This window comes from Hasllibacter sp. MH4015 (assembly GCF_020177575.1).
Lineage (GTDB): Bacteria > Pseudomonadota > Alphaproteobacteria > Rhodobacterales > Rhodobacteraceae > Gymnodinialimonas.
Map to the genome: position 1 here is coordinate 1,070,314 of NZ_JAHTBK010000001.1, position 19,067 is coordinate 1,089,380.

General features: G+C 64.4%; 21 protein-coding genes. 8 read left to right on the forward strand and 13 right to left on the reverse strand.

The genetic code is table 11. From position 1 onward, the window contains the following. The first annotated feature begins 102 nt into the window (after nt 1-102). Nucleotides 103-1,191: a GTP cyclohydrolase FolE2 gene (folE2, locus tag KUW62_RS05700; protein ID WP_224814541.1), complete on the forward strand. Its 1,089-nt coding sequence runs from the start codon at nt 103-105 to the stop codon at nt 1,189-1,191. Nucleotides 1,192-1,273: 82 nt separating this feature from the next. Here folE2 and KUW62_RS05705 read toward each other — a convergent pair whose 3' ends face one another. Together KUW62_RS05705 and KUW62_RS05710 are read right to left on the reverse strand one after the other, a co-directional pair. After that, nucleotides 1,274-1,594: a hypothetical protein gene (locus tag KUW62_RS05705; RefSeq protein WP_224814542.1), complete on the reverse strand. Its 321-nt coding sequence runs from the start codon at nt 1,592-1,594 to the stop codon at nt 1,274-1,276. A gap of 89 nt (nt 1,595-1,683) precedes the next feature. Then, nucleotides 1,684-1,884, reverse strand: coding sequence for a hypothetical protein (locus KUW62_RS05710; protein WP_224814543.1), 201 nt, complete (start codon nt 1,882-1,884; stop codon nt 1,684-1,686). A gap of 185 nt (nt 1,885-2,069) precedes the next feature. On the opposite strand from KUW62_RS05710, the gene KUW62_RS05715 reads away from it, so the two are divergent. Beyond that, nucleotides 2,070-3,524 (forward strand): TrkH family potassium uptake protein, encoded by a 1,455-nt coding sequence (locus KUW62_RS05715; RefSeq protein ID WP_224814544.1) that lies wholly within the window; start codon nt 2,070-2,072, stop codon nt 3,522-3,524. A gap of 145 nt (nt 3,525-3,669) precedes the next feature. Here the strand turns inward: KUW62_RS05715 and KUW62_RS05720 are convergent, their stop codons facing one another. Genes KUW62_RS05720 through KUW62_RS05730 form a run of 3 tightly spaced genes read right to left on the reverse strand, consistent with a single transcriptional unit; the run spans nt 3,670 to nt 6,530 of the window. Next, nucleotides 3,670-4,854 carry an aminoacetone oxidase family FAD-binding enzyme gene (locus KUW62_RS05720; RefSeq protein ID WP_224814545.1) on the reverse strand — a complete coding sequence of 395 codons (1,185 nt, stop codon included), beginning with the start codon at nt 4,852-4,854 and terminating at the stop codon, nt 3,670-3,672. Further along, a complete protein-coding gene (locus KUW62_RS05725; protein ID WP_224814546.1) occupies nt 4,854-5,894 on the reverse strand; it encodes a DUF1963 domain-containing protein in 1,041 nt (346 codons plus the stop codon). The genes KUW62_RS05720 and KUW62_RS05725 overlap by 1 nt, the downstream gene beginning before the upstream one ends. Nucleotides 5,895-5,897: 3 nt before the next feature. Further along, nucleotides 5,898-6,530: a J domain-containing protein gene (locus KUW62_RS05730; protein ID WP_224814547.1), complete on the reverse strand. Its 633-nt coding sequence runs from the start codon at nt 6,528-6,530 to the stop codon at nt 5,898-5,900. 76 nt (nt 6,531-6,606) lie between these two features. Between KUW62_RS05730 and KUW62_RS05735 the strand changes: the two genes are divergently transcribed. Beyond that, on the forward strand, nt 6,607-6,864 hold the full coding sequence (locus KUW62_RS05735) for a BolA family transcriptional regulator (RefSeq protein ID WP_224814548.1): 258 nt from the start codon (nt 6,607-6,609) through the stop codon (nt 6,862-6,864). Here KUW62_RS05735 and KUW62_RS05740 read toward each other — a convergent pair. The 3 genes from KUW62_RS05740 to KUW62_RS05750 form a co-directional block, all read right to left on the reverse strand. Beyond that, nucleotides 6,826-7,224, reverse strand: coding sequence for a DUF4177 domain-containing protein (locus KUW62_RS05740; protein ID WP_224814549.1), 399 nt, complete (start codon nt 7,222-7,224; stop codon nt 6,826-6,828). The two genes, KUW62_RS05735 and KUW62_RS05740, sit on opposite strands and share 39 nt — an antisense overlap. Before the next feature lie 174 nt (nt 7,225-7,398). Further along, entirely contained in the window at nt 7,399-8,166 is a 768-nt protein-coding gene (locus KUW62_RS05745; RefSeq protein WP_224814550.1) for a leishmanolysin-related zinc metalloendopeptidase, read from the reverse strand. Nucleotides 8,167-8,317: 151 nt separating this feature from the next. Then, the gene (locus KUW62_RS05750; protein WP_224814551.1) at nt 8,318-8,956 is read right to left on the reverse strand and encodes a LysE family translocator; all 639 of its coding nucleotides are present in this window, start codon (nt 8,954-8,956) and stop codon (nt 8,318-8,320) included. Nucleotides 8,957-9,014: 58 nt separating this feature from the next. Between KUW62_RS05750 and KUW62_RS05755 the strand changes: the two genes are divergently transcribed. Further along, complete coding sequence (locus KUW62_RS05755) at nt 9,015-9,506, forward strand: GNAT family N-acetyltransferase (RefSeq protein ID WP_224814552.1); 492 nt, start codon at nt 9,015-9,017, stop codon at nt 9,504-9,506. A gap of 136 nt (nt 9,507-9,642) precedes the next feature. Here KUW62_RS05755 and gatB read toward each other — a convergent pair whose 3' ends face one another. Then, a complete protein-coding gene (gene gatB, locus KUW62_RS05760) occupies nt 9,643-11,169 on the reverse strand; it encodes an Asp-tRNA(Asn)/Glu-tRNA(Gln) amidotransferase subunit GatB (RefSeq protein WP_224814553.1) in 1,527 nt (508 codons plus the stop codon). 128 nt (nt 11,170-11,297) lie between these two features. Between gatB and KUW62_RS05765 the strand changes: the two genes are divergently transcribed. After that, complete coding sequence (locus tag KUW62_RS05765; protein ID WP_224814554.1) at nt 11,298-11,858, forward strand: type 1 glutamine amidotransferase domain-containing protein; 561 nt, start codon at nt 11,298-11,300, stop codon at nt 11,856-11,858. Between the two features lie 55 nt (nt 11,859-11,913). Here the strand turns inward: KUW62_RS05765 and KUW62_RS05770 are convergent, their stop codons facing one another. Beyond that, on the reverse strand, nt 11,914-12,438 hold the full coding sequence (locus KUW62_RS05770) for a hypothetical protein (RefSeq protein WP_224814555.1): 525 nt from the start codon (nt 12,436-12,438) through the stop codon (nt 11,914-11,916). Between the two features lie 245 nt (nt 12,439-12,683). On the opposite strand from KUW62_RS05770, the gene KUW62_RS05775 reads away from it, so the two are divergent. After that, on the forward strand, nt 12,684-13,295 hold the full coding sequence (locus KUW62_RS05775; protein ID WP_224814556.1) for a transglycosylase SLT domain-containing protein: 612 nt from the start codon (nt 12,684-12,686) through the stop codon (nt 13,293-13,295). 93 nt (nt 13,296-13,388) lie between these two features. Further along, nucleotides 13,389-14,306, forward strand: a complete 918-nt coding sequence (locus KUW62_RS05780) for a transglycosylase SLT domain-containing protein (RefSeq protein WP_224814557.1) — start codon at nt 13,389-13,391, stop codon at nt 14,304-14,306. On the opposite strand, the gene KUW62_RS05785 is transcribed toward KUW62_RS05780, so the two are convergent. After that, nucleotides 14,303-14,716 carry a hypothetical protein gene (locus KUW62_RS05785; protein WP_224814558.1) on the reverse strand — a complete coding sequence of 138 codons (414 nt, stop codon included), beginning with the start codon at nt 14,714-14,716 and terminating at the stop codon, nt 14,303-14,305. The two genes, KUW62_RS05780 and KUW62_RS05785, sit on opposite strands and share 4 nt — an antisense overlap. A 160-nt stretch (nt 14,717-14,876) precedes the next feature. Here KUW62_RS05785 and KUW62_RS05790 point away from each other — a divergent pair, with 160 nt between their 5' ends. Further along, nucleotides 14,877-15,614 carry a DUF1624 domain-containing protein gene (locus KUW62_RS05790; protein WP_224814559.1) on the forward strand — a complete coding sequence of 246 codons (738 nt, stop codon included), beginning with the start codon at nt 14,877-14,879 and terminating at the stop codon, nt 15,612-15,614. Here KUW62_RS05790 and pepN read toward each other — a convergent pair. Together pepN and lexA are read right to left on the reverse strand one after the other, a co-directional pair. Further along, nucleotides 15,611-18,175, reverse strand: a complete 2,565-nt coding sequence (gene pepN / locus KUW62_RS05795; protein WP_224814560.1) for an aminopeptidase N — start codon at nt 18,173-18,175, stop codon at nt 15,611-15,613. The two genes, KUW62_RS05790 and pepN, sit on opposite strands and share 4 nt — an antisense overlap. Before the next feature lie 159 nt (nt 18,176-18,334). After that, a complete protein-coding gene (lexA, locus tag KUW62_RS05800) occupies nt 18,335-19,015 on the reverse strand; it encodes a transcriptional repressor LexA (protein WP_224814561.1) in 681 nt (226 codons plus the stop codon). Between the last annotated feature and the right edge of the window lie 52 nt (nt 19,016-19,067).

A 19,067-nucleotide genomic window follows, 5' to 3' on the forward strand; every position in this document is an offset into this window, starting at 1 on the left:
TCCAACGTCTCGCTAGTGTGGAACATTCCGAAAACAAGTCTTGGGAAGTCGCCCTGCTGCGCCATATTGTGACGTGCAACCAGAGACAGGGAAGGGTGGCTCATGAATATGCATGTTAAGACCGCCGACCGGCAGCCGTCGGACGGACAAGTGAATGACGCGTTGCTGGTGCTGAGTATGTGGGCGGACACGGCCACGCCCTCTCAGATGGACGCGCTCGACCCCGCCATCGCGCGGCTTCTGCGCGAACGGACCTATCCGGAGTTCAAACGGGATTATCCCGCGGATTTCGCCGTCGATGAGGCCTACAAGGCCAGCTTGCCCGATCTGCAAAACGGCCCCGCCAGCCTGATCCGGGGCGAGAACCGTCGCATCCAGCATGTCGGCATCTCCAACTTCCGCCTGCCGATCCGCTATGGCGTGCGCGATGGGGGGGAGGTGTTGCTTGAGACCTCCGTGACCGGCACCGTCAGCCTCGAGGCCGACAAGAAGGGCATCAACATGAGCCGCATCATGCGGTCCTTCTATAAGCACGCCGACGCAGAATTCGGGTTCGACGTGATCGAAGCGGCTTTGGATGATTACAAGGCCGATCTCGACAGTTTCGATGCCCGCATCCAGATGCGCCTGAGCTATCCGATGCAGGTGGAAAGCCTGCGCTCGGGCCTGAAAGGTTGGCAGTACTACGACATCGCCTTGGAGCTGGTGGAAAAGGATGGAGTCCGGCAGCGGATCGTGCATCTCGACTACGTCTATTCCTCCACGTGTCCGTGCTCGTTGGAATTGTCGGAACATGCCCGCGCTACGCGGGGCCAATTGGCCACACCCCATTCGCAACGGTCTGTCGCGCGGCTTTCGGTTGAGTTGAAAGGCGAGGGTCTGTGGTTCGAGGAACTGATCGAGATGGCGCGCGACGGCGTGCCGACCGAAACGCAGGTCATGGTCAAGCGCGAGGATGAACAGGCCTTCGCGGAACTCAATGCCGCCAATCCGATCTTCGTGGAAGACGCGGCGCGGTTGTTTGCGGAGCAGCTTCAGGCCAATGACGGCGTGGGCGATTTCCGCGTCATGGCCAGCCACCAAGAAAGCCTGCACAGCCACGATGCCGTCAGCCTGCTGACCGAAGGGGACACCTTTGCCGAGGTAAGCCTTGATCCGAAGCTCTTCCCCTCGCTGATCCACGTGGGCTGAGCATCACCCGCCAATGTGTTGACCCCAAAGAAAAAGCCCCGGCCAAACGGTCGGGGCTTTCGCGTTGCAGCCTTGCGGCGCTTCAATAATAGGGTGCGCCGCGGCCATAGCCCACGCGGTCGGTGATGTTGCCACCCCAATCGCGGTCCGTGATGCCGGAGCGGTAGGCGAGCGGCGAGCCGCGCCCTGCACCAACCGGATCGGTGATGTTGCCGTTATCGACGTCCGTGATGCCGTAAGGCACACAGGCCGAGACGCCCACGGCACCCGCACCGAGACCGGCGAGGCCGACGGAGCGCAAGACCGTACGGCGATCGACGCGCTTGGATTTGATCTGATCTTCGGAAAGCGGCTTGCCGGCAGAGGCGGCCTTGCCCTTCTTGTCGTTGTTATTCTCGTCCATGTGACATGTCTCCCTTGCGAAATGGGCTGGGGTTGAAATGGCTTGGCACCTGATGCCCTGGTCGGGCATTGGCGCTTCTTATGGCGGTGTCAGCTCGTATCCTTATCGGTCGGTGCGGCGGCATGGGAATCCACGTCGGTGGCCGCGTGCGCATCTGTACCAACGTCCGAATGGGCATCGGAATCGGTGCCGGGCGCTCCGGCACCGGGCCCGCCGCGGCGCGCATAGGTTGCGATATCCTTGTCGCTCAGGCTCGGTTTTTCACTTGTTTTTGCGGTGTCGTCAGACATCGGCAGCATCCCCTTGCGCGCATCCCGCACGCCGATCATGGCGGATCAACGGATGGCGGACACTCCCCCGATCCCGTTACTTGAACAAAACGGTAGCCGGGAAGATGGGCCAAATCAATCATTTAGTGCCACCGTCACCGGGCGGTTCTTGACACCGGCAGGGCCGCGCGCCAACGCTCCGCCCCATGTTCGATCTGCGCCCCGTGGGCTATGTCCTTGGCCTGTTGGTCATGACGCTTGGCGTCACCATGCTGATCCCGCTGGCCGCGGACGTGATGGCGGATAACGGCCACTGGGGTTCTTTCGCGGAGGCCGCGGCGATCACGGGCGTCACCGGGCTGTTCCTGACGCTGGCCTGCGCCAACGGCGTCACGCAGGGCCTTTCGATCCAGCAGACCTTTTTTCTGACCACCGGCGTCTGGCTCGTTCTGCCGATTTTCGGCGCGCTTCCCTTCGTGTTGGGAGAGACCGATGCCCGCTTCGTCGATGCGGTGTTCGAGGCGATGTCGGGCCTGACGACGACAGGGGCCACGGTGCTGAGCGAACTGGACCGGCTGCCCGTGGGCCTGAACCTCTGGCGGGGCCTCATGCAATGGTTCGGGGGCATCGGGATCATTGTGGTCGCCATGGTCTTCTTGCCTGAATTGCGGGTGGGGGGCATGCAGATCTTCCGCTCCGAAGGGTTCGACACGTTCGGAAAGATCCTGCCCCGTGCGGGCGAGATCGCGAGCCGCATTTCCGTCATCTACCTCGTGCTGACGGTGGCCTGCGGGCTGACCTACCTGTCGCTCGGGATGGAGCCGTTCGATGCGTTGATGCACGCGCTCACCACGCTGTCGACGGGCGGATTCTCGAACCACGATGCGTCGTTCGGCACCTTTGCGGGGCCCTTGGAATATGCCGGTGCGGCCTTCATGCTGCTCGCGAGCCTGCCCTTCGTGCGCTACATTCAACTGGTGGCCGGCAGCGCGCGGCCGATCCTGCTCGACAGCCAGATCCGGGCCTACCTGCTGACGGTACTGGCCCTCACGCTGGCCTTCACGCTCTACCGGGTGGCGGTGAACGGAACCGGGTTCGAGTTGAGCCTGCGCCAGACGATCTTCAACGTCACCTCGATCATTTCCGGCACGGGCTATGCCAGCACCGATTACCAGACCTGGGGCACGGTCGCGGTGCCCGCGTTCTTCTTCATCGGCCTGATCGGCGGCTGTGCAGGCTCCACCTCGTGCTCGATCAAGGTGTTCCGGTATCAGCTGCTGTTCGCGGCCATCTCCACCCAGGTGCGCCGCCTTTATGCGCCCCACGGCATATTCGAGCCGCGCTATGACGGGCGCAAGGTGGCGGAGGAGGTTATCTCCTCCGTGATGGCGTTTTTCGTGCTGTTCTTCGTCACGCTTGGCATCACGGCGGTCCTTCTGGGGCTGACGGGCCTCGACGTTGTCACGGCGGTGTCGGGGGCGGCGGCGGCGCTTGGCAATATCGGCCCCGGTCTTGGCGATCTGATCGGACCTGCGGGCAATTATGCCCATCCCGAGATCAGCGACGCGGCCAAGTGGATCTTGTCGGCGGCGATGCTGATCGGGCGGCTGGAGCTGATGGCGGTGCTGGTCCTGTTCACGGCGACCTTCTGGCGGACGTAGGCGGTTCTTTCTGAATAGGGCGGGCAAAGCCCGCATTCTCTTGCCTCGCCGTCGCGCGCAAAGCGCGCTTTGGGCTCAGGTCAGGGGGCGCTGCCCCCCGCCTTGCGGCGTCCCCCGAGGTATTTTCAAAGCAAAGAGGGGCGTGTCAGCCCTGGAGGGCGCGGGCGGCAGCCATGGCGGAACTCCACGCCCACTGAAAATTGTAGCCGCCGAGCCAACCGGTGACGTCCACAGCCTCCCCGATGACATAAAGGCCGGGCAGGTGGTTGGATTGCATGGTCTTGGAGGACAACCCGTCGGTGGCGACGCCGCCCAACGTGACCTCGGCCGTGCGGTAACCTTCGGAGGAGGTGGGCGTGACGGGCCAACCGGAAAGGTGGGCGGCAAGGGCGTTCAGGGCCGCATCGGATTGATCCGCGAGGTTGCTGGACAAATCGAGGTCGGCGGCAAGGTGGGTGACGAGGCTTTTCGGCAAAACCTCCGCGAGGATCGTGGTCAGGGATTTTGCGCCCCCCGTTGCGCGCCGCGCGCGCAGGTGCTCCAGAAGCGGCAGGTCCGGGCGGAGATGCAAAGACAGGCTGTCACCCTCCCGCCAGTAGGAGGAGATTTGCAGGATCGACGGGCCGGACAGGCCGCGATGGGTGAACAGCATCCCCTCCTCGAAACTGGTGCCGTTGCAAGAGACGCGGGCGGGGATGGACGTGCCCGACAGCGCCGCGAAACGCACCTTTGCAGGGCCGTCGAAGGTAAGCGGGACAAGGGCCGGGCGCGTCTCTGTCACGCGGTGGCCGAATTGCGCCGCGATGCGATAGGCGAGGCCTGTGGCGCCCATCTTAGGGATGCTCTTTCCGCCGGTCGCCAGGACGAGATTGTCGGCAATGATCTGGATCGACCGTCCCTCTCGTGTCACGCGCACATGGAAACACCCGTCGCGGTAGGTCACGTCGTCGATATTTGTCTGCAACCACAGCTCCGCATTGTCCATTTCCGCCAGCAACATGGCGATGATGTCCTTGGCGGAATTGTCGCAAAAGAGCTGTCCGAGGGTCTTTTCGTGCCACGCGATGCCGTGTTTCTGCACGAGGTCGAGGAAATCCCATTGGGTGTACCGGCTGAGCGCAGATTTGGCGAAATGTTTGTTCTCGCTCAGGAAATTCTCGGGAGCCGTGTGCATGTTGGTGAAGTTGCAGCGCCCGCCGCCAGAGATGCGGATTTTCTCTCCCGGGGCTTTGGCGTGATCGACCACGAGCGTGTCCGGCCCAGCATGGGCGGCGCACATCATCCCCGCCGCGCCTGCGCCAAGGATCAGCGTCCGGACCGCGCGCGCCATCAGGTGCGCTGACTGATCGCCCAGACCTGGCCCAGCGCATCCGGCGCGGCAGGATCGGGGCGGTGTTGCACGTAGAGATCACCGTCGCCCCAAGTCGACGGAAAGGCCGAGAGGTAGCTTTCGCCCGCGATGCTGAACAGATGCGCCCAGCGCATCGGGTCCCACCGGCCCTGCTGTTCCGCCTGCGTGACGGGGCGCAGGATCGGTTCTACGACCGCAAAAAGGTCACGCTCGACGTTGTTCTGGATCGGATGGGGGTGGCCGCCCAGTTGATCGCCGAAAAAGATCGGGGCGTCGGGGCCGAGGCCGCCCATGAGCGGAAGGAAATCGGCCAGGTGAAGCTCCCTCAACGCGCGGCGCGCATCGAGTGGCAGGCGTTGCGCGTCCATCGGCAGCGTGATCGCCGCGTGGGGCGTCAGCGCCTCGCATTGGGAGAGGTCGCGCGGTGTTCCCAGATCGCGCCCGACCTCCGCGTTTTCCCTGGCGCGCATCGTATCGAAGATTTCAGGCGGGGGCGCGCGCCGCGCGAGATCCGCCACCTCCGTTCGGTCGTGGATCACCTCCAGCCAGCCCGCATCCCGATGCGATGCGCCGCTTGAGAAACTGGCGACATCCACGAAGAGGAGCAGGCGACCATGGGCAGGTAATCCGATGTCGAAAGGACCGATTTCGCGCAGGTTGGAGAGGTTAAATTGCCCAAGAAAAGCAAGGGGTTGGGGCGTCTTCAAATGGCCGGTATAGAACGCCATCAGCAGGGCGTTGGCGACATAGCCGCCCGGCCCATAGGTGAGCGACAATTGCTCCAGCATCTCGGGCGCATGGGGATAGGGCGGGCGTGTCGGCCAGTCCATGTTCTCCGGCAGATCGGGCGCGCCGCCGAGTTTGGAGGCTCCGATCTCCGTCTCGTCCTCCGGCTGCACCTGGCGCGTGAAGACCAGCGCATCGCGCGCCGCGTCGGTCAGGTCCGCGATTTGCGCGGCGGGAAGGCCCGCCTCGTGAAGCTGATCCTCGGCGCTGTCCAGATTCGCGAAGGTGGCCATGGGTCAATCCGCGAAATTGCGGCTGACTTTCAGCTGGTCCCAGGCCCACACGACTTCTTGCAGACGATCCTCGTCGGACCGGTCGCCGCCGTTCATGTCCGGGTGCAGCACCTTAATGAGCGCCTTGTAGGCCTTGCGGATCTCGGGCTTGGTGGCGTTGTCCTTGATCTCGAGGATCTCCACGGCGCGCCGTTCGGTGGGGGGCAGGCGGCGGCCCTTCGTGCCAGCGCCGCGTCCGGGATTTTGCGTGGCGTTCTGGCCCAGAACCTGGTGCGGATCCTCGATACCGAGGCGCGCCCAGGCGCGTTCCTCCGCCGATTGCTTGAGCGGTTTGGTGGGCCGGTCCCAAACCCTGTCGCGGTCCATCTGGGCGTTCATCTCGGCCTCTGTGGTGCCTTCGAAGAAGTTCCATTTCAGGTTGTATTCGCGGACATGTTCGCGACAGAACCAATGAAAATCGTCAAGGTTATCAGGGCCTTTCGGCGCACGGTACTGTCCTTGCTCTTCGCAGCCCTCATGCTCGCACACGCGCTGGGATGTCTCGAACGCGCCGGACATGCCGCGCCGTCCGGTGCGGCGTTTCTTCTTGTCCGTGGAGACGCGAAGATCGAAATTGAACGGATCTTTCTCAGCCATGTGCCCAACCTGTTCGACTCGGAAGAAGCAGTTTAGGGTTTTGACGGCTGAGGGGAAGGTCTTGACGGGGTAAAAGATGACGCGGACGGAGAAAATTGAAGCGGCTTTGCGGGCGGCGTTTGCGCCGAGGGTGTTGGAGGTTGTGGACGACAGCGAAGCGCATCGGGGCCATTCAGGATACCAGGATGGCGGCGAGAGCCACTTCAACGTGGTGATAGAAAGCGAGAAGTTTCAGGGCCTTAGCCGGATCGCGCGGCACCGGGCGGTGCACGATGCGCTGGGGCGGGAGCTGATGTCAGAGATCCACGCGCTTGCGCTCACCCTCAGGGCGTGAGGGGGCGTTTTCGTCTTCGATATCAAGGGCTTGCCAAAGGTTCGTGACCTCTTCGTCGTCGTCCGGGAGGGCGGGCGGTGCGGGTGTGTCTTGCGGGGTCGGATCGGCGGCGACGTCGGCCTCGTCATCCTCAATTTCGCGCTGGAAAACCAATAGGTTACGGTAGGTTGTGGTCTTGTTTGTCAGGCCCGAACGCTCCTCCTGCGGGAGGGTATCGGCGCGCACGTATTGCCAGCCGTCCGCGCCCAATTCGTTCATCACCTCTTCCAGCGCGTGGGCGAACAGGGCAGGACCCTTCAAGCCCCTGACCTTACGCGCTTTTTCGGGGGCGGGGACGACTTTGTATTCGTAACTGGGCATGGGATGTTCCGGGTCGGTTTCGGCGGATGTTATGGCCCCCGCCGGGCGAGGCGGCAAGGGTATAGGGACGGTATAGGGCCGGTATAGGTTTGGTATATACGCGATCAGCGCACCGAAGCAGGGCGCGTGCGCGAAGTCAGTGCATCGGCGCAAGGGGTGGATCGGGTCGGATCGCTAGCGGTATCCGGGCGCCCCACGGCGCTCGTACAGGATCACGGGCTCGGGTCGCAGCATCCGGCACAAGTCGCAGATGCGGACGGCTTCGGTGATGCCCATGATGGCAAGATCGCGGAAATCGGGCAGGGCGTAGGTGTCCGCGCGGGCGTAATCGACGCCGTAGCCCAGATCCTCGAACGCGGCCAGCGACAGGCGTGACAGGGGGCGGTCGGTGCCGGAAAGGAAGCCGGTCAGAAGCTCGTCCCCGAATACCAGCTCGCGCCAATGCCCCTCCCGCGTGCCGGGGCCGCCGGTATTCGCGATGGGCACGCCGATTGCCGCATCACTGCCCACGAGCGCGCGGTATTCCCCGATCGCGCGCGGGCCGGTGAATTCGGGGTTCATCGTGCCCGACCCCGCGATCAGGCCAAACATGCCCCAAAGCGTCCCGAAGCCGAGCACATGGGCCATCTCGTGCAGGATCACGTCCTGAAAGCTGCCCTGCAATTCGAGGCGTTCCAGATCGGCGGCGTCGAATTCCATGACACCGCGGGCGGGCAGGCGGGTGTCGGGGCGCAGATGGGTCGGCCCGGCCTGACCAAGGACGCCTTCGGGGCCGTCGATGTCTGTCACGGAAACCTCGATCAGGACACCAGTTTCGGGCGTGCCATTAAGGTCAACCTCGGGGAAATCGGTGATGAGAACCTCGTTCCAGCGGGCGGCGGCGGCATCGAAGACGGTGCGGCGCGCGTCGGAAAGATCGGTGGCGTAGGTCAGGTGGATCATGTGCCTACGGTAGCCGGGGAATTGGGGGTCGCGAAGGCGGATGTCGGGTGGTGGTTTGAGTCGGCGGAAAATGGCGGTATTGCGGACTTAGCTGCCGTTCCGCTTTGCCAATTGAAGGTCTGCTTTGGCATGCGGTCGGGAATTTACCGCACTACGACGGACTGCGCGACGCCATAAGACCTGCACCAAGGGAGATGAAAGTCAGCCCGGTCACTTGTGCGATCCGTTCCTTGATCTTCGCTGAAACGATCCGGCCCCGGACAGCGCGGGCGGCGTACCCGTAGGACAGGTGGATAGCCAAGATCACAATCGCATTGGTCAGATACATGACCGCAAGCTGTGGGGCGAGCATCCGCTCGGGATCGAGGAACTGCGGAAGCAGAGCGGCAAGGAACAGGACCGTCTTGGGATTGCTGGAGGAAACCAGAAACGCCTCTACAAAGCGCCGCCTAGATGGCGGAGGGGCCGCAACCACGTCTGCTGTCACCTCCACGGATGAACTGGACCGGGCGTTCAGCAACATCTTGAGGCCGAGATAGATGAGGTAGAGCGCGCCAATGGTCTTCATCGCAAAGTAAAGAAGGGGTGTTTGCGCGAGAATTGCGCCAAACCCATAGACGACCAGAGTCATGAAGATGAGTTGGCTCGTGAGGTTGGCCGTGATCGTGAGCAAGCCAGCCCGCATTCCGTATTTAGCCGAATGCACCATGACAAGCAGCGTGTTTGGCCCCGGCGATAGGGTCGTGATGAGAGAGGTCAGTAGAAAAACGCTCCAGATCGCAAGCTCCATGTGCTGCCACTCCCTTCAAATCATTGATGCTACGGCCCCTTTATGGTGCAGTCTCCGCATGAAAACTAGCCGATCCAAACCTTCAGGCGTTGTGGTAGTGCGACCCGCAAATGCCGCTGACGTTGCGACCATCGTTCACATGCTTTGGGATGATGAGCAGGGCCGCAAACGAGAGAGCGTTTCGCAAGATCAGGCCAGCACCTACCTTTCGGCTTTTGAATTGATCGAACGCGATCCCAACAGCCAGGTTCTTGTTGCAACGATTGATGACGCGGTGGTGGGCTGCTTGCAGCTTACAGTAATTCCGGGCTTGTCGTACCGAGGCGTCAAGCGCGCATTGGTGGAAGACGTGCGCGTTGTGAAATCTCATCGAGGGCACGGCATAGGTAAACAGATGCTCGCTTTTGCCGAGTTCAAAGCAACGGAGCTAGGGTGCGGACTGATCGAACTCTTCGTCCACGATGGTCGAAGTGATGCTCATCGGTTCTATGAAAGTGCAGGATATTCCGGTGCCCATCGCGGTTTCAGGAAGAACTTGAACTCGGGATAGCCGGTCCGTTTTCGGTCGTTCGCCGCTGCGCAACAACTTAGTAGGTATGGGCTCAAAGCCGCCATTCGCTGCAAGCGCAGGCGCAGCGCGGGCGTTCGCGGCGGGACAAGTGCCGCCCTACGGGCGAGGCGTATCGTCAGCCGTTCAGCTTTTGCGCGACGATCTGGTTGACCGCTTTCGGGTTCGCCTTGCCGCCGGTGGCCTTCATCACCTGACCGACGAACCAGCCCGCAAGTTTGGGATTTTCTTTCGCCTTGGCGACCTGGTCGGGGTTGGCGTCGATGATCTCGTCCACCGCGGCTTCGATGGCGCCGGTGTCCGTCACCTGTTTCAGGCCCTCCGTCTCCACGATCTCTTCGGGGTCGCGGCCTGACGTGTAGCTGATTTCGAACACGTCCTTGGCGATCTTGCCGGAGATGGTGTCGGCCTCGATCAGCGCGATGAGGGAGGAGAGCTGGTCGGGGGTGACGGGGCTGTCCTCGATCTGGCGCTCGTCTTTCTTGAGGCGGCCGAAGAGCTCGTTGATGACCCAGTTGGCCGCCAGCTTGCCGTTCGTCTTGCCCGCGACCGCCTCGAAATAGGCGGCGGCGTCGAGGTCTGCTGTCAGGACGGAGGCGTCGTAATCCGACAGGCCGAAATCGGCGATGAAGCGCGCCTTCTTGGCGTCGGGCAATTCGGGGAGGTTGGCGGCGATGTCGTCCACGAAGCTTTGCTCGATCTCCAGCGGGAGGAGGTCGGGGTCGGGGAAATAGCGGTAATCATGCGCCTCTTCCTTGGAGCGCATGGAGCGGGTTTCGCCTTTGTCCACGTCGTAGAGGCGGGTTTCCTGGACGATCTCTCCGCCCGCTTCCAGAATGGCAATCTGGCGCTTGGCCTCCACCTCAATGGCGGCCTGGATGAAGCGGGTGGAGTTCATGTTCTTGATCTCGCACCGCGTGCCGAGATGGGAGAAATCCTGCGTCGCCTGGTATTTCTCGTATTGGCCGGGGGCGCAGACGGAAACGTTGACGTCCGCGCGTAGGTTGCCGTTTTGCATATTGCCGTCGCAGGTGCCCAGATAGAGCATGATCTGGCGCAGTTTCAGCAGGTAGGCGGCGGCTTCTTCCGGGCCACGGATGTCGGGGCGGGAGACGATTTCCATCAGGGCGACGCCGGTGCGGTTGAGGTCCACGAACGACAGCGCGGGGTCCATATCGTGGATCGACTTGCCCGCATCCTGTTCGAGGTGGATGCGTTCGATGCGGACCGTGCGCGCCGTGGGAGTTCCTGAAGAGTCGGGGCCCAGTTCCACCAGCACTTCGCCTTCGCCCACGATGGGGTGGTAGAGCTGGGAGATCTGGTAGCCCTGGGGCAGGTCCGGGTAGAAGTAGTTCTTGCGGTCGAAGGCGGAGCGGAGGTGGATGTCGGCCTTGAGCCCCAGCCCGGTGCGCACGGCTTGCGCCACACAGGCCTCGTTGATGACGGGCAGCATACCGGGCATGCCTGCATCCACGAAGGCAACGTTGGAATTGGGTTCCGCCCCGAATTGCGTGGAGGCGCCGGAGAAGAGCTTGGCGCGGGTGGCGATCTGGGCGTGGACCTCCATCCCGATCACAAGCTCCCAATCGTGCTTGGCACCGGCGATCACTTTGGGTTTCGGGGTCTCGTAGGTCAGGTCGAGCATGGGGGCCTCCGCGCGTGCAACGGCCCCGGTCTTAGGGCAGGGCGCGAAGGCGGGCAAGGCCGAGATGGAACGCAATCGCGGCAGGGCGCGTTTGTGTGCCGAACCCCAACGCAAAGAGGAGATGCAAGATGCCATCCATCGACCAGTCCAAGATCCTGATCCTGTCCACCAACGGCTTCGAGCAATCGGAGCTGGAATTCCCCCGCGACCAGCTGCGCGCGAAGGGCGCGACGGTGCATGTCGCCACGCCCGACGGGGAGACGATCCGCGGCTGGGACGGCGACGATTGGGGGCGCGACGCGGAAGCCGATCTGGGCTTCGACGAGGTGAAGACCATCGAATATGACGCGCTGGTCCTGCCCGGCGGTCAGATCAACCCCGATATCCTGCGCGTGGACGACCGCGCCATCGAGATCATCCAGACCTTCGCGGAAGAGGGCAAGATCATCGCCGCGATCTGCCACGCGCCGTGGCTGCTGGTGGAGGCGGGCATCGCCAAGGGGCGCGAGATGACGTCCTACCAGTCGATCAAGACCGATGTGATCAATGCGGGCGCCGATTGGGTCGATCAATCGGTCGCCATCAGCAACGGCATCATCACCAGCCGCAATCCCGACGATTTGAAGGATTTCGTGGCCAAGATCGTGGAAGAGGTCGAGGAAGGCCGCCACGAGCGCCAGGCGGCGTAGGCCGGGGCGACCGCGATACAGATCGGAGGAGGGGGCTGCGGCCCCCTTTTTCACGTCAGCGCCGGAAAATGCGCTGCAAATCGTGGAGCGCGTCGCGCTGGCTGTCGGTCAGGCCGCCCGAGGCGCCCGCGACATCGTTGATGACCTGCAACGGCGCATCGAGGGCGTGGGAGCCTGTCAGCTTCATCAGCCGCTTGCCGAGCCGTGTCACGGCGGGGGCGGGGCCGCTGCATTCATTGACGAGCCAATGGCCCATCACCAGAAGCTCCTCCGCCTCGTCCTTGCCGATCACGAAGTGCTTTTGCAGCGCGAGGATATGGGTGCGGCGCATCTCCTCCGTCTGGGTCTGGCCGAGATCGAGGAAGGCGACGGTCAGCGCGCCGGCCGCGAGCGTCGTGTCGTCAATGCAATCGACGGGATGCATGTCGTGGCGGCGGCGAAAGCCGAAGCGGCGTGCCGCGCCCATCACCGTGCCGGCCATATCGGCCAGGTCGGATGCGGCCGTCGCGGCCATCCGCGCGCGGTAGACCCAGAAGACGATGCCGCCGATCACGGCGAGTAATCCGACAAGAATATGCATGGCTCAAACTCTTTTCCTGCGCCCCCGACAGACCGAATAGCACAGGGGCGCAACGCGGGAGAATGGAGGATGTCCGTAACTCGCAACGCCGCCGCGCAATGTTGCCGCGCTACAACCGCCGCCGCGCGCCACCGGTTTTGGGCGAAAAGGCGCGCATGTGCCGCGTGGCTTGCGAGGCGGGCTTGCGCTGCGGTGGATAATTCTGGAAACGTGCCGCGTCTGCAACGGTTTACGGTTTTATGAGAATGCGAGTTTTGTTGAGATGGGCCGTGGGGGCGGCTGCCATCTTGTCACTGTCGTCCTGTGCGGCTTTGACGGATATCGAGTTTCCGGGTTTTGGGGCGAATGAGCCCGAGGCGGAAGTGGTGATGCGCTGGGATCACCGGCCGGAGGCGGGGGAATGGACGCGCACGGCCTTTGCCGCGCTCGACACCCATGCCGCGATCCTGCCCACATTGGTTCCCGAAGACATCGAGGCGTGGTGCCCGGCCTACGCGGAGGCCCCGCAGGACGACCGCGAGGCGTTCTGGATCGGCCTGATGTCGGCGCTGGCCCGCCATGAAAGCACTTGGAATCCCGAGGCCGTGGGCGGCGGCGGACGCTGGTTCGGCCTGGTTCAGATCAGCCCCGCCACGGCGCGCCATTACGGGTGCCAGGCAACCTCTGGCCAGGCGCTGCTGGACGGATCGGCCAATATCGCCTGCGCCTTGCGCATCTGGGCGCGCACGGTGCCGCGCGACGGTGTCGTGGCTCAGGGCCGGGGCGGTGTCGCGGCCGATTGGGGCCCGTTCGTGCAAACGCCCAAGCGCGAGGAAATGCGCGCCTGGATCTCGTCCCAGCCCTATTGCCAGCAATAGGCGCCGGGGCGTCCCATGACATTTAGTGTTGCCCGAACGCGGCGGGACCGGCATTCTTATGGCTTCGTGCCAGACCTGGGGGGGTGTCGGCCCATGGGCGCTTTGCGTCTGCTGTATCTGATCGCCGGAGTGACGGGGTTGAGCGCGGCCCTGACCGATCCTGTTCACGGGCAGGAGGAGGCCGCGGCCCTGGGTGCGGCGGTCGAGGTGACATCGAGCATTCTGGACGAGGGCGCGTTGCCCGACTTTCCCGACGTGGCGGAGGAGGCGCTGGAAGAGGTGGCCCCGCTTCTGGGCGAGGCGCTGCCGGATGGCGGCGCGCTGGCCGATTTGCCGGAAGAGATTTCGCCCCTTGCCCCCGCTGTTTCGCTTCGGCCGGAGCCGCGGGATACCTGGGCGGTGCCCGCCGCGGCATGGGATGACCATCCCCGCGGCCCGGCCTGGACGGCGGCCGTCCTGTCGGCCCTGCGCGGGCCGGGGGCGGCGTTGCTGGAGGTGGAGCCGCGCGACATCCGCGCGTGGTGTCCGGGATACCTCGAGGCCACGCCATCGCAACGGGCGGCGTTCTGGACCGGCCTCGTCTCCACCCTCGCATGGCACGAAAGCACCCACAGGCCCCGTGCGGTGGGGGGCGGCGGACGCTGGTTCGGGCTGGTGCAGATCGCACCGGGCACGGCGCGCTGGCGGAATTGCGATGTGGGATCGGGTGAGGCGCTGCTGCACGGGCCGTCCAACCTGCGCTGCGGCATCCGGATCATGGCGATCACCGTGCCGCGTGATGGCGTGGTGGCCGACGGGATGCGGGGGGTGGCCGCGGATTGGGGGCCGTTCCATTCCAGCCGCAAGCGCGAGGAGATGCGGAGCTGGGTGCGGGAGCAATCCTATTGCCAGTTGCCGCCGCCGCCGATGCGTCCGGTCATGCGCCCGGTCGATTTGGGCGTGACGGCGGACCTGACGGCCTCAGCCGATGACGGACGGCTGCGCCCGATGCCGCGGCCGGCGGTGAATTAGGAGAATTCACGCACCGGGATGCCGCGGGCAGTGGCTTCGCGGATCAGCTCCAACGGGCCGGGAACCACGTCTGAGGACAGCACGACCTCGGTTCCATCGACGAGCATCAGCCCGGCGCGCAGGACGCCGTTGCGATCCACGATCTTGAGATACGAGATCTGGCCCGTGGGGATGGCCATTTCCTCGTGCCCGCCCAGGATGTGCCAGTGGCCCGGCGTGATGCGGATGCCGTAGGTCGGGACCCGCGCCAATTGCCAAAGGCAAACCGCCAGCGTCGGGATCATGAACAGGAGAGCGAACCCGGCAGAGGTCTGCCACAGGAACGCGGTGAGCGCGCCAAGGCCCGTGAAAGCGACGACGCTCAGCGTGGCGCTTCCGGGGCGGACGGTATATTCAAACGTATCGGTCATGGGATGCATGTAGCCGCTCAATTGTGCCCGGAATGAGGAACGGGTCGGTCGGGGGCGCGGCGGGTCTGGCGTCTTTTCTGGACATGTTCCCGGCCAGATTTGGACCACGGCTTCGATGATCCATGGGCAAGGGCAGGGCGGGCTGATAGAGGATTGCGCCATGAGCGATGTGACCTTGCCCCGCGCCCGTATCCCCGCGCTTGACCTGGCCCGCACGGCGGCGCTGGGGGCGATGGTCGTGTTCCATTTCGTCTTCGATCTGGAATTGTTCGGCTACGTGGCGCCCGGCACCACGGGGGCGGGGTTCTGGCGCGCGTTGGCGGTGGCGACGGCGGGGTCGTTCCTGTTCCTGGCGGGTGTGTCGCTGTGGCTGGCCCATGGCGACGGCATCAGGTGGCGCGCGTTCTGGTGGCGCTTCGCGAAGGTGGCGGGAGCCGCGGGGCTGGTCAGCATCGGCACCTATATGGCGTTTCCCGATGCGTTCGTGTTTTTCGGCATCCTGCATTCCATCGCGTTGTGCAGCCTGTTCGGGCTGGCCGTCCTGAGGCTGCCCTTCTGGGCGCTGGGGATCTTGGCGGTCGCGGTGTTCTTTGCGCCCGATTACCTGCGGTCCGATGCGTTCGACGCGCCCTATTGGTGGTGGAGCGGGTTGCAGACTGTGCCGCTGCGCACCGTCGATTACGAGCCGATCTTCCCGTGGTTCGCACCGTTCCTGGCGGGGATGGCGATGGGCAGGCTGTTCACGCAAGCGGGGATCTGGGCGCGGCTGGCCGATCCCGCGCCATCGCGGGGCGCGCGCATCTTCAGCTTTCCCGGGAAGCACAGCCTCATCATCTACCTGGTGCATCAGCCGATCCTGATCGGCGTGATCTGGAGCGTCACGCAGGTCCTGCGCTAGGCGTCGTCGCCGCGCATCCGGTCGATCATCTCGCCCAGATCCCTGCTGAGCGACGGGGCGGCGGAAATACGCTCCAACTCCCCCAGGATCAGCGCCTGCCGGTCGGCATCGTAGCGGCGCCAGGTCTCGAACGCCGTGGACATCCGCGCGGCGGTCTGGGGGTTGGTCTGGTCCACCCGGATCAGCCAATCGGCAAGGAAGCGATACCCCGCGCCGGAGCGGTGGTGGAAACCGGCGGGATTGGCCGCGGTCAGCCCGGCCATCAAAGCGCGGAAGCGGTTGGGGTTCTTCCAGTCAAAGAGCGGATGGCGGGTGAGCCCTTCGGCGATCGGCACGGCGGCGTCGGGCGCGGCCTCGCTCACCTGCAGCATGAACCATTTGTCCATCACCAGCCGGTCGTCGCGCCATTGCCCCTCGAACCTTGCGGCGATGTCGGGATCGCCCACCTCCAGCAGCGCGGAGAAGGCGGCGATCTGGTCGGTCATGTTCGTGGCCCCATCGTAATGCGCACGGGCAAGCGCCGGCCCTTCGGCGAGGGTGAGGTAGGACAGGCAGGTGTTGCGCAAGGTGCGGCGCGCGGCCTGGGGCGCGTCGGGGCTGTAGGGGCCATCGGGGGCCATGGCGTCGAACTGGCGACGAAATTCCGCCGCCATCGTCGTGGCGATGTCGTGGCGCACCGCCCGCCTGCTGTCGTGGATCGTGTCGGGATCGGGCACGATACCCGCATCGACGCAGGCCTGGGCCAGGTCATCCTCGGATGGCAGGGCAAGCATCAGCGCCCGGAAGGCGGGATCGAGACTTTTGTCCCGCAGGTTGACCTCCAACATCGCCAAGAGGCCGGGCGGCACGAATTTCTGGCCCTTGATGTGGTTCACGAGCGTTTCGCGCATCGCGCTGCGCCCGGCCTCCCACCGGTTGAAGGGATCGGAATCCTCCGCCATCAGGGCAAGGCGCTGGCCGAAGCGCAGGGGCGCATCGAGGATCACGGGCGCGGAAAAGCCGCGCAGGATCGAGGGCGCGACCTCCGCCAGCGGCGGCAGGTCCTTGAGCGGCCAGCGCAACGTCATTTCCGGGCTGTCGAGCAGGACCAGCGTGTCGGGCACAATCTCCGCCCCGCTGTCGTAGAGCGCGAGGCGCACGGGGATCAGCATCGGCTCCTTCAGGGGTTGGCCGGGCGTTGGCGGCACGTCCTGGCGCAGGGTGAGGGTGAAATCCTCCGCCTCCACCGCCCAGGACGCGCTGAGAACCGGGGTGCCGGCCTGGGTATACCACCGCTTGAACTGGCTGAGGTCCTGGCCCGCCACCTCCTCGAAACAGGCCAGCCAATCCTCGATCGTGCAGGCCTGCCCGTCATGGCGGTCGAAATAGAGATTGCAACCCGCGCGGTAGAGATCTTCCCCAAGGATGGTGCGCAGCATCCCGATCACCTCCGCGCCCTTCTCGTAGACGGTGGCGGTGTAGAAATTGTTGATCTCCACGTAGCTTTCGGGCCGGACGTTGTGGGCCAGCGGCCCCGCATCCTCCCGAAACTGGCGGGCGCGGAGTTGCAGGACGTTGCCGATCCGCTCCACCGCCGCGGAGCGCATGTCGGCGCTGAATTGCTGATCGCGGAAGACGGTCAGCCCCTCTTTCAGGCACAGTTGGAACCAGTCGCGGCAGGTGATGCGGTTGCCGGTCCAGTTGTGGAAATATTCGTGCGCCACGATGGCCTCGATGAACGCATAATCGCGGTCGGTCGCGGTTTCGGGCGAGGCGAGGACATATTTGGAGTTGAAGATGTTCAGCCCCTTATTCTCCATCGCGCCCATGTTGAAATCGTCCACGGCCACGATGTTGAAGACGCTCAGGTCGTATTCGCGGCCGTATTCCCGCTCGTCCCAGCGCATGGAGCGTTTGAGGGCGTCCATGGCATATGCGCATTTGTCCTCATCCCCCGGACGGACCCAGATGTTGAGGTCCACGGGCGCGCCGCTGGCGGTGGTGAAGGTATCGGAATGGGCGACCAGATCGCCCGCGACCAGCGCGAAGAGATAGGCGGGCTTGGGCCAGGGATCGTGCCAGAGACCGGGGCCTTGCGGGTCGCCATTGGACAGGAGCACGGGAAGGTCGCTGTCGATCGCGACGGTGAAGGGGGCCATCACGTCGGGGCGGTCGGGGTAATAGGTGATCTTGCGGAAGCCTTCGGCCTCACACTGGGTGCAATACATGCCGTTCGACATGTAGAGGCCTTCGAGCGCGGTATTCGCCTCCGGATTGATCTCCACCTCCGCCTCCCACGTGAAGGGGGCGTCGGGGACGGCGGCTTCCAGCCCGGTATCGGTGAGGGTCGGGGCGCAGTCCTGCCCGTCGATGCGGGCGGAGATCAGCGTCAGCCCTTCCCCATGGAGGAAAAAGCGCCGGTCGCTGGCATCGGGGTTGGGGCGGAAGGTGATGCGGGATTTGACCCGCGTGGCGGTGGGGTGGAGCGTGAAAGACAGATGCACCGCGTCGATAAGGAAGCCGAAGGGCGTGTAATCGGCCAGGCGGACCGGCTGCGGGGCCGGGGGGACGGCGTCTTTCATGGATGAGGCTCCGATGCGAGGGTTTCGGGGCAAGCTAGGGCGTGGGGCGCGGGCCGGCAACCAGACGGCGCGCATGGGGGCCGTGAACGTGGAAACGGCGGCGACACGTTTCCGTATCACCGCCGCTTTGATATCGGGCGCCGGGGCCCCGGAGGATCGTCAGTAGGTGCGGATCAGCCCGACGAGCTTGCCCTGCACCTTCACCTGATCGTCGCGGAACACCCGCGTCTCGTAGGCCGGGTTGGCGGCTTCGAGTGCGATCATCCCGCCCTTGCGGCGCAGGCGTTTCAGCGTCGCCTCATGATCCTCCACCAGTGCCACGACGATATCGCCGCTGTCGGCGGTGGTGCCTTCCTCGATCACGACGATGTCGCCGTCATTGATGCCTGCGTCGATCATCGAGTCGCCCTTGACCTCCAACGCGTAATGGTTCTGGCCGGAATTGAGCATCTGCTGGGGCACGGCGACATGGGCCGCGACCTGGCTGATCGCCTCGATCGGGACACCGGCGGCGATCTTGCCCATGACGGGCAGTTCGGTGGCGGCGGCGGCGCGGACCGACAGAGCGCCGGCGGGCGGATCGCGGCGGTCGCCTTCGATCACGCGGGGCGCGAAGCCTTCCATCCCCTCGGGCATCTTCACGATCTCGATGGCGCGGGCACGGTGGGCGAGGCGGCGGATGAAGCCCCGTTCCTCCAGCGCGGTGATCAGGCGGTGAATGCCGGACTTGGACCGCAGGTCGAGCGCTTCCTTCATCTCATCGAAGGATGGCGGCACCCCGTCCTTCTGCATCCGCTTGTGAATGAATTCCAGAAGATCGCGCTGTTTGCGTGTCAGCATATCTCACCCTCCAATGTGCATCGGCCCGGTGGCGGGTCCGATCCCAAACTGC

Coding starts and splice junctions, on each gene's coding strand:
- folE2 (WP_224814541.1), top strand. CDS start 103: ATGAATATGCATGTTAAGACCGCCGACCGGCAGCCGTCGGACGGACAA.
- KUW62_RS05705 (WP_224814542.1), bottom strand. CDS start 1,594: ATGGACGAGAATAACAACGACAAGAAGGGCAAGGCCGCCTCTGCCGGC.
- KUW62_RS05710 (WP_224814543.1), bottom strand. CDS start 1,884: ATGTCTGACGACACCGCAAAAACAAGTGAAAAACCGAGCCTGAGCGAC.
- KUW62_RS05715 (WP_224814544.1), top strand. CDS start 2,070: ATGTTCGATCTGCGCCCCGTGGGCTATGTCCTTGGCCTGTTGGTCATG.
- KUW62_RS05720 (WP_224814545.1), bottom strand. CDS start 4,854: ATGGCGCGCGCGGTCCGGACGCTGATCCTTGGCGCAGGCGCGGCGGGG.
- KUW62_RS05725 (WP_224814546.1), bottom strand. CDS start 5,894: ATGGCCACCTTCGCGAATCTGGACAGCGCCGAGGATCAGCTTCACGAG.
- KUW62_RS05730 (WP_224814547.1), bottom strand. CDS start 6,530: ATGGCTGAGAAAGATCCGTTCAATTTCGATCTTCGCGTCTCCACGGAC.
- KUW62_RS05735 (WP_224814548.1), top strand. CDS start 6,607: ATGACGCGGACGGAGAAAATTGAAGCGGCTTTGCGGGCGGCGTTTGCG.
- KUW62_RS05740 (WP_224814549.1), bottom strand. CDS start 7,224: ATGCCCAGTTACGAATACAAAGTCGTCCCCGCCCCCGAAAAAGCGCGT.
- KUW62_RS05745 (WP_224814550.1), bottom strand. CDS start 8,166: ATGATCCACCTGACCTACGCCACCGATCTTTCCGACGCGCGCCGCACC.
- KUW62_RS05750 (WP_224814551.1), bottom strand. CDS start 8,956: ATGGAGCTTGCGATCTGGAGCGTTTTTCTACTGACCTCTCTCATCACG.
- KUW62_RS05755 (WP_224814552.1), top strand. CDS start 9,015: ATGAAAACTAGCCGATCCAAACCTTCAGGCGTTGTGGTAGTGCGACCC.
- gatB (WP_224814553.1), bottom strand. CDS start 11,169: ATGCTCGACCTGACCTACGAGACCCCGAAACCCAAAGTGATCGCCGGT.
- KUW62_RS05765 (WP_224814554.1), top strand. CDS start 11,298: ATGCCATCCATCGACCAGTCCAAGATCCTGATCCTGTCCACCAACGGC.
- KUW62_RS05770 (WP_224814555.1), bottom strand. CDS start 12,438: ATGCATATTCTTGTCGGATTACTCGCCGTGATCGGCGGCATCGTCTTC.
- KUW62_RS05775 (WP_224814556.1), top strand. CDS start 12,684: ATGCGAGTTTTGTTGAGATGGGCCGTGGGGGCGGCTGCCATCTTGTCA.
- KUW62_RS05780 (WP_224814557.1), top strand. CDS start 13,389: ATGGGCGCTTTGCGTCTGCTGTATCTGATCGCCGGAGTGACGGGGTTG.
- KUW62_RS05785 (WP_224814558.1), bottom strand. CDS start 14,716: ATGACCGATACGTTTGAATATACCGTCCGCCCCGGAAGCGCCACGCTG.
- KUW62_RS05790 (WP_224814559.1), top strand. CDS start 14,877: ATGAGCGATGTGACCTTGCCCCGCGCCCGTATCCCCGCGCTTGACCTG.
- pepN (WP_224814560.1), bottom strand. CDS start 18,175: ATGAAAGACGCCGTCCCCCCGGCCCCGCAGCCGGTCCGCCTGGCCGAT.
- lexA (WP_224814561.1), bottom strand. CDS start 19,015: ATGCTGACACGCAAACAGCGCGATCTTCTGGAATTCATTCACAAGCGG.